Origin of the sequence: Brevibacillus panacihumi (genome assembly GCF_003710985.1) — a bacterium.
GTDB lineage: Bacteria > Bacillota > Bacilli > Brevibacillales > Brevibacillaceae > Brevibacillus > Brevibacillus panacihumi.
In genome coordinates this window covers 451,369-463,007 of record NZ_RHHT01000002.1, presented here as the reverse complement: position 1 = coordinate 463,007, position 11,639 = coordinate 451,369, and the positions used below count along the sequence as shown (strand labels likewise).

The 11,639-nt window shown below is 53.5% G+C and carries 9 protein-coding genes and 1 tRNA gene; 1 reads left to right on the top strand and 9 read right to left on the bottom strand.

Annotated elements, in window-relative coordinates; all coding sequences use genetic code 11:
• Positions 1-95 precede the first annotated feature (95 nt).
• Positions 96-722 carry a YhcN/YlaJ family sporulation lipoprotein gene (locus tag EDM58_RS02285; RefSeq protein ID WP_246000488.1) on the bottom strand — a complete coding sequence of 209 codons (627 nt, stop codon included), beginning with the start codon at positions 720-722 and terminating at the stop codon, positions 96-98.
• Positions 723-794: 72 nt separating this feature from the next.
• Positions 795-1,604 (bottom strand): copper amine oxidase N-terminal domain-containing protein, encoded by an 810-nt coding sequence (locus tag EDM58_RS02280; protein ID WP_183187381.1) that lies wholly within the window; start codon positions 1,602-1,604, stop codon positions 795-797.
• A 222-nt stretch (positions 1,605-1,826) separates the two neighbouring features.
• On the opposite strand from EDM58_RS02280, the gene EDM58_RS02275 reads away from it, so the two are divergent.
• Positions 1,827-3,878: an exo-beta-N-acetylmuramidase NamZ domain-containing protein gene (locus EDM58_RS02275; protein ID WP_122911874.1), complete on the top strand. Its 2,052-nt coding sequence runs from the start codon at positions 1,827-1,829 to the stop codon at positions 3,876-3,878.
• Between the two features lie 80 nt (positions 3,879-3,958).
• Here the strand turns inward: EDM58_RS02275 and EDM58_RS02270 are convergent, their stop codons facing one another.
• From EDM58_RS02270 to EDM58_RS02240, 7 genes are all read right to left on the bottom strand, one after another.
• On the bottom strand, positions 3,959-5,527 hold the full coding sequence (locus EDM58_RS02270) for an acyl-CoA synthetase (RefSeq protein ID WP_122911873.1): 1,569 nt from the start codon (positions 5,525-5,527) through the stop codon (positions 3,959-3,961).
• 378 nt (positions 5,528-5,905) lie between these two features.
• A tRNA-Ser gene (locus EDM58_RS02265) sits at positions 5,906-5,994 on the bottom strand.
• A gap of 86 nt (positions 5,995-6,080) precedes the next feature.
• A complete protein-coding gene (locus EDM58_RS02260) occupies positions 6,081-7,499 on the bottom strand; it encodes an aldehyde dehydrogenase family protein (protein WP_246000486.1) in 1,419 nt (472 codons plus the stop codon).
• Between the two features lie 17 nt (positions 7,500-7,516).
• Entirely contained in the window at positions 7,517-8,788 is a 1,272-nt protein-coding gene (locus tag EDM58_RS02255; protein WP_122911871.1) for a peptidase, read from the bottom strand.
• 43 nt (positions 8,789-8,831) lie between these two features.
• A complete protein-coding gene (locus EDM58_RS02250; RefSeq protein WP_122911870.1) occupies positions 8,832-9,509 on the bottom strand; it encodes a 3-oxoacid CoA-transferase subunit B in 678 nt (225 codons plus the stop codon).
• On the bottom strand, positions 9,491-10,183 hold the full coding sequence (locus EDM58_RS02245; protein WP_122911869.1) for a 3-oxoacid CoA-transferase subunit A: 693 nt from the start codon (positions 10,181-10,183) through the stop codon (positions 9,491-9,493). Before EDM58_RS02245 ends, EDM58_RS02250 begins: the two co-directional genes overlap by 19 nt.
• A gap of 11 nt (positions 10,184-10,194) precedes the next feature.
• The gene (locus EDM58_RS02240) at positions 10,195-11,547 is read right to left on the bottom strand and encodes an aspartate aminotransferase family protein (RefSeq protein WP_122911868.1); all 1,353 of its coding nucleotides are present in this window, start codon (positions 11,545-11,547) and stop codon (positions 10,195-10,197) included.
• Positions 11,548-11,639: the final 92 nt, after the last annotated feature.

Genomic DNA, 11,639 nt, shown 5'->3' with positions numbered 1-11,639 from the left:
TCCTATCCCTTTTATTCCTCATCGGTCTGCCTAATCCCTGCCATGCCCGTGAAGGCGTAATAGCCAAAAAAGCCCACCCGGGCAACAGGTGGCGCTCAATCGGTCAGATTGTATCCTTTTACAGTGTAGCCGATATCATTAATCAGGGTTTGAAAGACGTCGTCACTCACCGGCTCGCCTCGTTCAATTCGGGTGTGCAAATCGAGGATCCTGTCATAGATGGCCCGATCCGTGCTTACATATAACAGATTGAAGCGCGAATAGCTGGTCAGTTGCGTTCTCATCCGATCGACAACTTTTGTCTGCAAATGGTCTGTATGGCCGTTGGCATTCCTCACGATAGCGCCAGGCGTATACCGGGTGGAAGGAGTCGTATTGACCATTCCCGGATTGAGTGTCCCGACTGGCAAAACCCCGGCCAGAATCGTATCTTTGTAAGCCAAAACCTTGATATCCGCAACTCCGGGCAGGTCCTCGGCAAATCTCTCCAGTTTTGCAACCAGCTGCGGCTCGCGATTGTGCATGATTCTTTGTCCGAGCATCGACGCCGGCCCTTTGTCCGTACCTGCGTTGTCATTGCGAATATTGACGCCGAACGTATCGTACTTTGCCTGATTGCCACCCCGATCCTCCGTACCCTGCTGCTTGTTGGGGGTACAACCTGAGAAGGCTGCTGCCAGCATCAGACATGCGCAGAGCCCCAAGAGATTTCGCTTCAACAAAAATACACCTCCTTGACCATAGTGTGGTGTACAGGAGGTGTTCTTACTCTATTCTCGACTTCCAGTTGCTGGTCAGTTCCGTTTGGTAAACTCGCCTTCGATGATTTGCTCCTGATCCCCATTGCTTACAGTCAAGGTGTATTCATCGGCAAAAATCTTGTCCATCAATTCAAATTTGTAAGTCCCGTCTGAAGCGACTTTTACATCGTAGGTCTTGTCTGCAAGTTGGACACTCATCTCCAGACCTGGTTCGGCTTTTCCTTTGATGATATAGATGCCTAGCCCCATCAAGTTGGCACTGTTCGCCGTAATTTCCTCAGGATCGATAAACATAACTTCTTCCTTCGGCTGCTCGATCGCAGCCCCGGGTTGTTCGGGCTGTGTTGTTTGCGCTGTTGCCGCCATGTTTTCCGGAGGCGTTGCTGCAGATGATGCATCGGCAATGAGAACCGTTTGCGCCTCCTGGTCCCAATTGACATCGTATTGCAAAGCTTCAGCGATAAAGCGGAGAGGTACCATTGTTCGCCGGTTGACGATCTGGGTCGGAACGTCCAGCTGGATCGTCTCCCCGTTTTTGCGGGCTAATTTTTGCGAGACGACCAGTCTGACCTGATCGCTCCCTTTTTTGATGATTACAGTGCGATTCGCCTCATTCCAGTCCACCTCGAAGCCAAGGCTCTCTGCTATCGGGCGGATCGGAACCAGCGTGCGATTTTTTTGCAAAATAGGCTTTTGATCCGGGAAAACGATTTTCGTCTGGTTGTACTCAACCTGGATGGCAGATGCCGCGCTGGCGCTCATAGAAAAGGAAGCAGCCATCGGAACAAGTGACAACCCTAGAATGAGTGCTGTTGCCTTTTTCTTCATCATTACCCTCTTCACTCCGTTTCCCTCGTATAGCTCGTTTAATAATCTACTACAGCCCGTGCGCCGATTCAAGAAATTCCTGCCGTTTGAAGGCTCGTTCATGACCTTCTGATGCTTAGTACCCCGTACGTTTGGACTATTTTCAATTTGTTACAAAAATGAAACCATCTTGCTACAAAAAACCGTTACAATAGACATACACCGACGACATTTTCACCCCGAAAGAGGCGGCGATTCATGAAAAAAATTCTTCCTTTCCTCATCCTCGTTCTTATTTTAACGATTATTCCCCCTGGTGGAAGCTCCGCGAACACGGCTGTCATTCAATTGGGAAGCGATGTTTTGTTTACACAATTTCACCAAATGATTGAAGACAAAAAAGTGGGACTCCTCACCAACCAAACCGGTGTCAACGGCAGCGGCATCAGCACGATCGACATGATTCGACGCGATCGCTCCGTTTCACTGACAGCATTGTTTACTCCTGAATACGGTTTGGACGGCAGAACCTTGGCTGAAGACGCCAATCCGTCCTACCTGCACCCTGTATACGGCGTTCCGGTATACAGCCTGGCTGCCCCTTCGCCGCAGCTTCCCAACTCAGTGATCGACTCACTCGATTTGCTGCTCGTCGATGTGCAACACACAGGAAACCGCCATGATTCCATTTTATCGACTCTAAAGCAAGCGATTTTGCTGGCTAAAGAACACCACAAGCCGCTCCTGGTGCTGGATCATCCGAATCCACTCGGCGGCATCAATGTCGATGGCCCTGTTCTGGAGGAAGGCTTCCTGTCTCCCGCAGGCGTTGATACCATCCCGTTGACACACGGCATGACGATTGGCGAGCTTGCCCTCTTTTTCAATCGCCAGATCGGTGCCGATGTCTCCGTTATCCCGATGGCGGGCTATACCCGCAGCATGTCCTACCAGGAAACAAGGCTAAGCTGGATCAAGCCAGCACCGCAGTTCCCTGACCTGGGCAGCACCATGCGCTATCTGGCTGCAAGCTTGGGGGAGGGAACCAATATCCGCCATGCCGACCACTACAGCTGGATCGGAGGCCCAGGTATCGACTCTGTCCAGTATGCAGATTTGCTGAACGGCAGTCTGTTGCCCGGTGTTGTATTCTTTCCGGAAGACCGGGATACGGACGGCGGCGTACGTCTGCAGATCATGGATCCCCGCCTGTTTAACCCAGCGAAAACCGGGATCTATGTATTGGCGTATGCGCAACAACTGAGCCATTTTCCCATCCCGAAAAAAGGAAGCGACGGGAAGACAAGCGATTTCGATCAGCGCATGGGGACAGACAAAATCAGCACCCTATTGGAAAGCGAAAAAAGTCCGCAAGAGATCGAGGCAGAGTATGCCCCGCAGCTTGCCCAGTTTTTATCTTTGCGCAGTCCATATCTGATTTACAACGAACAGCCCTTTTTCCCGACGATTCCCATTTCCATCCATCTGCCGGCTGTACCGCCTGCCCCAACGGTGGAAGAATCGAAAAATCCTGAACCGCCGGCTGTCCAACCGCCGCAGGGAAAACCGAAAGAAGAGCCAGCAAATCCGAATCAACCCAAGACTCCGCCGGCCGTGCCTGCTCCAGCTGAGCAACAGACTGTTCCCGCTGCGTCGGAGAAAGTGGCCTATCTCACCTTTGACGACGGTCCATCTCAAGTGACGCCACAGATTCTGGAGACGCTGAAAAAGTACGACGCCAAAGCTACCTTCTTTATCGTCGGCCGCAATGTGCCGGGCCACGAGGAGATCTTGAAGCGCATTATCGAAGAAGGGCATGCCCTGGGAGGGCACACCTATTCCCACGATTATCGGTCGCTGTACAAGAGCAAAGATGCCTTTTTCGCTGATTTGGAGAAAGGAAATGCACTCATCGAACAAGCAACCGGGATCAAGCCGACTCTTTTCCGGTATCCGGGCGGCAGTACGAACACGGTAAGCCTGAATTATCAGGACCCCAAGCTGTACAACAAGCAGCAAAACGTCATGTCCGCCATCAAGGAAGAAGCCAACAAGCGCGGATACGTCTTTATCGACTGGAACGTCACCAATGGCGATGCGAGGAGCAATAAATACACGGCTGCCGACGCATTTTCCCAGATCAAGCAACAAGTGAAACAACAAAAGGAAATCGTCGTGTTGATGCACGATTCCTCCACCAAAGCTGCGACGGCACAGTCTTTGCCGCATGTGATCGAGTTTTTGAAGGAAAAAGGCTACCGCTTTGCATCCATCCCGACCGACCGACATATTATTTCTACCGTCAAATAAAGACGAAGAACCCGCTCTCGGCTGCTGACTCGCCGGAGCGGGTTTTTGTTATCATTCCTATGCAAGCTGGTGTCTTAGCCTCAGTTCGCGGCTAATGCCTCGTAGCGCAGCCGCAGTTCCCGCTTGAGAATTTTGCCGCTGGGATTGCGAGGCAGATTTTCTGCGATCACCACGTATTTCGGCGCTTTGAAGGATGAAAGCCGGTCTTTGCAGAACGCAAGCATTTCTTCGGCCGTCAGGCTTTCCCCTGCCTTCGGGACCACGACAGCCGTTACAGCCTCGATCCAGAAGGGATGAGGGACACCGATCACCGCCACCTCAGACACCTTGGGATGCTGGTAGATCATTTCCTCTACTTCGCGGCTGGCGACATTTTCACCGCCCGAGTTGATCATATCCTTCTTGCGGTCTACTACCGTAATAAAGCCTTCCTCATCCATGATCCCCAAGTCCCCGCTGTGGAACCAACCGCCTTCGAAGGCGGCCTGTGTCTTCTCGGGATCGCGGTAATAGCCAAGCATGGCGTGACTGGTCCTGTGGACAATCTCGCCGATGCTCCCTCGAGGTACCTCGTTTCCAGCGTCATCGATGATTTTCGTTTCTACATTCAGTGAGGGTTTTCCGGCTGAACCCGCCTTGCGGATCTGTTCGGAAGGCTTCAAGACAGTCGCCAGCGGCGCAACCTCCGTCTGTCCGTAGAAGTTGTAGAATTGGGCACCGGGCAGCCGTTCATTCAATTCCTTCAGCACTTCTACAGGCATGATAGCAGCACCGTAATAGCATTTCTTCAAGGAGCTGAGATTGCGGGATGCGAACTCAGGCGAGCGAAGCAGCGCGATCCAGACGGTCGGAGGACAAAAAAGCTGCGTCGCCTTCCACCTTTCCACCGACTCAAGCATCAGGCTGGGCGTCGCCTGCTCCAAAATAATCCCGCTTCCTCCCAGGTATACGTACGGGCCCAAGAAACAGTGAAGCTGGGCGCTGTGAAATAACGGCAGCGCGTGAATCGCTACGTCGTCCTCCGTCATGCCCCCGTCGATGATTGTGCTGACGTACTCGGAGATGATGCTCTTATGAGTCAGCATGACGCCTTTGGGGCGTGATTCGGTACCGCTCGTATACAGGATATGAGCGATATCGTCGTCTTCCAGCTCGACCTCCGGCTCTGTAATCTCCCCATCTGCGATCAGCTCGCGAAACGGCAGCCAATCGCCTTGCGGTGCAGCAGGCCGTGAAATAAGGGAAAGCAGGACGGGGGAAATCCCTGACAGACGCATCGCTTCCTGCGACAAGTCACGAAACTCAGGCGAGACGAAGCATGCATTCACCTCAGCGTGTCCAAGAATGAAAGCCACATCTTCCGCATTCAGCATGTAGTTGATCGGCACCATAATGACTCCGGCTTTCGCAAGGGCAAAGTTGAGGATGGCAAAATCCATGGAGTTGCGAGAGAGGACCGCCGCCCGGTCTCCCTTTTTCAAGCCTTTATTGCGAACAGCATGTGCAGTCTGGTTGACGAGCTGGTCCAATTCACGGTATGTAAGCACTTCTTCCTCAAATTGCAACGCGACCTTCTCTGGAAATCGCCCGCGACTTCTGCGGAGAACATCCCCTAACGTATTTCTCCTTGCTCGCTGGATTGCAGTCATGTACACGCCTCCCAACCTGAATTTGCTTCTATTATAATCAATTATCTTTCTAATGTGTATATTCTGATATTTTCAAGCAAAAAAAGCGGCAGCCTCCTCTGCTAGGTTTGAAGCTGCCGCAGGCCCCAAGAATCAGTACCTAGATAAAGGATAGCCTATTTGCGACTTTGCTTCGACATTGAATCTGCTGGTTTTTGAGGAAAAAAAAGACAACTCTGTATCGAGTCGTCCAATCCCCATTTGTTGCACTAGATGAATTTGCTTACAACTCCATTATGCACCAAGCGAACATCTGGTTCCAGAGGTAAAAGTTGGTATGCAGTTCAAAAAAAACAAAAAAGCAGGCAGAGCTTGTCTACCCGCTGTTCTTGCGAAATATGGCGGAGGGAGAGGGATTCGAACCCCCGTGACGTTGCCGCCTAACGGTTTTCAAGACCGCCCCGTTATGACCACTTCGGTATCCCTCCAACATGAAACACAAGATATACTATAGCACAGGAAATCCGATTTGCGCAAGAGAAAGAAAAAAAGAAAAGCGAGGCCGCAGCACCCGCTATCTCTTCATGACGACCAGCTTCATCTCCGATAATTCTTCGACCGCGTATTTGACCCCCTCGCGTCCCATTCCGCTCTCTTTTACGCCGCCATATGGCATATGATCCACACGGAAGGTCGGAATATCGTTGATCATCACACCACCCACCTGCAGGTCTTCCGCTGCTTGCATCGCCGTGGCCAGATGATTGGTATAGACACCTGCCTGCAAGCCGTAGCGCGAGTCATTGACCAAGTCTATCCCCTGCTGGACCGAATCGATGGGGTGAATAAGCACAACGGGACCAAATACCTCCTGGCAAGAAACCTTGCAATCAGCAGGAACCTCTGTCAAAACAGTCGGTTGGAGAACACGCCCCTCCAGCTCTCCACCGCAAGCAACCTTGGCTCCTTGTTCTACCGCTTCCTGGATCCAGGATAGGGCGCGCTGCGTCTCTTTGGGGTGGATCATCGCAGAATAATCGGCTTCCTCGGCAAGCGAGTCGCCTCCCCGCAGCTTCCCGGTCTCCATGACGAATTGGCGGACAAATTCGTCATAGCGCTCGCGAACCACGTAGATTCGCTGTACGGATATACATACCTGTCCAGAGTACGCGAAGGCGCCAAAAATACAGCGGGGAATCACTTCGTCCAGCTCGACATCTCGATCGACGATGACCGCAGAATTGGAGCCAAGCTCCAAAGTGACGCGCTTTAAGCCTGCCCGGTTGCGAATATCAATCCCGACTGCTGGGCTCCCCGTAAAGGTGATCGCCTTAACCCGGGGATCACGAACCAACCTGTCGCCTACGACAGCGCCGCTTCCCGTCACTACGTTCAAGGCTCCTGGAGGCACCCCTGCCTGCTCAGCGATTTCAGCGAGAAACAACGCAGACAGCGGGGTCTGTGAAGCGGGCTTCAGCACAACTGTATTGCCTGCCGCCAAGGCCGGTCCCACTTTATGGGCGACCAGATTGAAGGGAAAATTGAAGGGAGTAATCGCTCCGATCACGCCCAAGGGCTCCCTGACCGTATACGCCAGCCGTCCTTCTCCCCCGATGGCAGCGTCCATGGGAATCGTCTCACCATGTATCCGCTTTGCTTCCTCTGCCGCGAACTTGTACGTTTGGATCGTGCGGATGATTTCGCCCCTGGCCGTCTTGATCGGCTTGCCCGCCTCCAAGGCGATGATTCTCGCCGCTTCCTCCATGCGCTCATTCAGCAACAAGGAAATGTTCTCCAATATCGCAGCGCGTCGGTAGGCAGGCATTTTCCTCATGAGCGGGGACGCTGCCTGTGCAGCTGCAATGGCTTGGTCGACCATTCCTTCATCCGCCGAAGAGATCAAGGCTATCTCCTCTCCGCTGTACGGAGAATAAAGCGGGACATGCTCTGCGCTCTGCATCCATTTTCCGCCGATGTAACAAGGTTTCTTCACCAGATCAACCTCCCGTGCTACGAATCGCTGACGCCGCACCATTCAATCAGGGTCAAAGCAAAAATCTCTGCACAGCGAAACACATCGTCCAGCTCGATGTACTCGTTGGGATAATGCGCCACCTGTGTCACACCCGGACCTACCACAATCGCAGGAGTGTCCGCCAGTGCCGTCAGCAAGCCGCCGTCCGTTCCCCACGGCGATGCCTCCACCACGGCTCTCTCACCTGTAATGGCGACAAACTGATTGTGGAGAATTTCCATCAACGGATGGTCTTCCTCGACAGCACCCGGCACCCAGCGTGCGCCATACCACTCGAGCTCGACCGGATGTTCGGCAAACCACGGATCGATCTGGGCCAAAGCGGAGAGGGCAGCCTGCATTTCTGCCTTGGCATCCTCCATCCGCTCACCAGGCGCGACTCCCATCCGCCCCTCCAGCTTGACCAGATCGGCAACAGAAGACGGCCATTTCCCGCCTTCGATTACACCGATATTGATGGGTATCGGAATCGGCAGCTTCGCGTACAATGGATCCGTCATTCGCTCATTGCGAACTTTCTCCAATTGTCCGATCGCTTGCACGACCAGAAGGCTTTTCTCAATGGCGCTGATTCCCTCGTAACGAGTCCCGCCATGAGCAGAGCGCCCCTTCACCAATAGCCGGAACCACATGGAGCCTTGCTGCTTGGGGAAGATTTTCATATTGGTCGGCTCCGGAATCAATGCCGCATCGGCCTTGTAGCCACGAAGGATGGTAGACAACGTGCCTGCTCCTCCGCTCTCCTCCTCCACTACACTTTGAAAAATGACGTCTCCCTTGAGCTTGACACCCAATGCTTGCAGGACCTGAATCGCCAGCAGGGAGGAGAGATTGCCGCCTTTCATATCCGTAGCCCCGCGGCCGTAGAGCTTGCCGTCTTGCACCTCACCGCTGAATGGCGGCTGCACCCACTGGGCTTCATCCCCCGCTGGAACCACATCCACGTGTCCATTCAAAATGATGGAGCGTCCCCCGCCTGTCCCCTTCCAGACACCGACAACATTGGGGCTTCCCTCAAACTGTTGACGAGGGGAGACAAAATACGGATGCTTGATCAGCTCATCGCCGCCCATCACCCAGAGGTCCACATCCAGCCCCATCGAGTCCAAGCGCTTCGCTATGCTCTCCTGAATCGAATACTCCGCCCCGGATACACTCGGATGCCGCACCCACTCTTGCAGAAGCGCGGTAGCCGCTTCCCGCTCTTTTTGCACCTGTTCATGTACGAGCGATTGCCAATTCGCCATTGCTTATAGCCTCCTTCATACCACCAATTTATGCTGGACCTGCCTAGCGAAAGACCTCGACATCTCCTTCGATTTTCAAGACTGCTTCGGTCGCGCCGATCACATCAGCTACACTATACGGATACATGACCTCTCGCAGATAAAGCCCATCCGGCATCACTTCCATGACTGCCATGTCCGTGATAATCAGATTGGCGGCATTCCGGGCTGTCAGCGGCAACGAACATTCGCGTACGATCTTGGAACGTCCGTTCTTGTCCAGATGAGTCGTGACGACCAGCACTTTTTTTGCCTTCTGCGCCAGCTCCATAGCTCCGCCCATTCCCGGAACACGTTTTCCGGGAACGATCCAGTTGGCGATATCACCGCTTTGACTAACCTCCAAGACTCCGAGGATCGTCATGTCCAGCAAGCCCCTGCGGATGATGGCAAAGGCGACAGCGCTGTCAAAAAAGGATGCTCCCTGCGCGAGTGTGACTGGAAATCCTCCTGCATTGCACAGCATGGGATTCTCCTCCCCTTTGACGGGGCTTGGTCCTGTGCCCAAAATACCGTTTTCCGCATGAAACATGACTCGCTTGTTTGCAGGAATAAAATCGGCTACCAGGGTGGGGATGCCGATCCCCAAATTGATGATCATTCCATCTTCGACTTCCTGCGCAGCACGGCGGGCGATTCGCTCGCGATACCCTTCATTTTCCCTTACTTCTCCCACGCCCATTGCCAGTTCACCCCTTTGCTTTGCACGATAAAGTTGACGAAGACACCCGGTGTTACGATTTCCTCCGGAGGCAGTTCCCCGACCTCTACGATCTCATCCGCCTCAACAATCGTGATATCCCCTGCCATCGCAACCAATGGATTGAAATTGCGCGCGCTGGTGTCGTAGACGAGATTGCCGAAACGATCTGCCTTTTTTGCGTGGACGATTGCCACTTCTGCCGTCAAAGGCGTCTCCAGCAGGTATTCCTTGCCGTCCAAAGTCAGCTTTTGCTTGCCTTTTTCTGCAATCGTGCCGATTCCGACGTCTGATAAAATCCCGCCCAGTCCGACACCCCCTGCACGAACCCGCTCTGCCAGGATTCCCTGCGGACAAAACTCCACTTCCAGTTCACCAGCCGTCATTTGCGCACCTGCATTGGGATTGGAGCCGATATGGGAGGCAATCACTTTTTTAACGCGTTTTTCTGTAATCAGCTTGCCGATTCCGATCCAGGGAAAGGCCGTGTCATTGCTGATCAGGGTGATGTCTTTGACCCCTTTGTCCAAAATCGCCTGTACCAGCGTGGGAGGATTCCCTACCCCGCCGAACCCGCCAGCCAGCAAGGTCATCCCATCGCGGAAAAACTCGGTCGCTTCTTCTAGTGAAATCACTTTCTCAAACCGGTTGGTCATGAATGTTCCTCCTATCCGAACATCGCTTTGTCTTGCACGTCCTGTTGCACAGCGAGAATCGCCTCCCGCAGAATCGCGATCAGCTCATCGATCTCGCTTTTTGTAATGGTCAATGGCGGAGCTACGATAATCGCATCCCCCGCTACACCATCCAGCCCTCCGATTGCCGGATAGATGATCAGCCCTTTTTCAAAGGACTTGGCAATCACCTTGGAAGCGACCCCTGCGGATAGCGGAAATGCTTCTTTGGTCGCTTTATTGCGGACAAACTCCAGCCCGCAGAGCATGCCGAGTCCGCGCGCTTCTCCAATCAGCGGCAGTTCTTCAGCCAGCGATTCCAGGCGCTGCAGCAGGTAGGCGCCTTGCTCGGCAGATTTTTCGATTAATTGATGCTTCTCCACGTATTGCAGCACAGCCAGCGATACGGCAGCTGATTGCGGGTTGGCGCTGTAGGTGTGGCCGGCCATGATCAAGCCGCTTCCCTTAGTGATGGTCTCGATGATCTCGTCGGTGACGATAGTGGCTGCCATCGGCGTATAGCCCGCGCTCATTCCCTTCCCGAGCGTCATCAGATCCGGCACAACACCCCAATGATCCATGCCGAATGCTTTTCCGGTACGTCCGACACCCGTCATCACCTCATCGGCTATAAACAGCACTTCGTATTGATCGCATATTTCTCGAATTCTCTGAAAATAACCATCAGGCGGCACGACGGCTCCACCGGATGCACCGATCACCGGCTCGGCAATAAAAGCTGCGACCTGATCTGCTCCGACGCGCAATATAGCCGCCTCCAGCTCGTTGGCGCATTGCAGGGCGTACTCGGACAGCGGCATCCCCTCGGGACGGCGGTACGGATACGGCGGGGAAATCGTCGGATAGTCTTCCAACAAGGGAACAAAGCGCTTGCGGCGCAATACGTGACCAGACATCGAGAGCGCTCCCATTGTGATGCCATGATAGCTCATCCAGCGGGAGATGATGCGGTTTTTCGTCGGTCTGCCTTTTTCCTGCCAATACTGGATTGCGATTTTTTGCGCGGTTTCCGTCGCTTCCGATCCACTGCTGACAAAAAAGGTCCAGTTCAGCGAGCCGGGGGCCCATTCCGCCAGCTTCGCTCCCAATGCCTCCACCGCGTCGCTGCTAAAATGCGAGCGGTACGCAAAGCTCACTTTTTGGGCTTGGGCGTACATGGCTTCCGCCACTTCTTCCACTCCATGGCCGATACTGGCGGTAACAGCTCCGCCGCAGCCGTCGATGTAGCGTTTTCCCTCCTGATCGTAGAGATAAATGCCTTTTCCATGAGAGATATACGGATATGTCTTCCCCAATTCAGGTTTGATTACATAACTTCTTGTCATGAAAGCCACCTCTCCTTCTCTCTTCATCCTAGCCGACCTGATCTCTTCCGCCATCCGACTGGCTGGCAAAAAAACATGGTCAAGAGACGAAA

Coding starts and splice junctions, on each gene's coding strand:
- EDM58_RS02240 (WP_122911868.1), bottom strand. CDS start 11,547: ATGACAAGAAGTTATGTAATCAAACCTGAATTGGGGAAGACATATCCG.
- EDM58_RS02245 (WP_122911869.1), bottom strand. CDS start 10,183: ATGACCAACCGGTTTGAGAAAGTGATTTCACTAGAAGAAGCGACCGAG.
- EDM58_RS02270 (WP_122911873.1), bottom strand. CDS start 5,527: ATGACTGCAATCCAGCGAGCAAGGAGAAATACGTTAGGGGATGTTCTC.
- EDM58_RS02250 (WP_122911870.1), bottom strand. CDS start 9,509: ATGGGCGTGGGAGAAGTAAGGGAAAATGAAGGGTATCGCGAGCGAATC.
- EDM58_RS02275 (WP_122911874.1), top strand. CDS start 1,827: ATGAAAAAAATTCTTCCTTTCCTCATCCTCGTTCTTATTTTAACGATT.
- EDM58_RS02255 (WP_122911871.1), bottom strand. CDS start 8,788: ATGGCGAATTGGCAATCGCTCGTACATGAACAGGTGCAAAAAGAGCGG.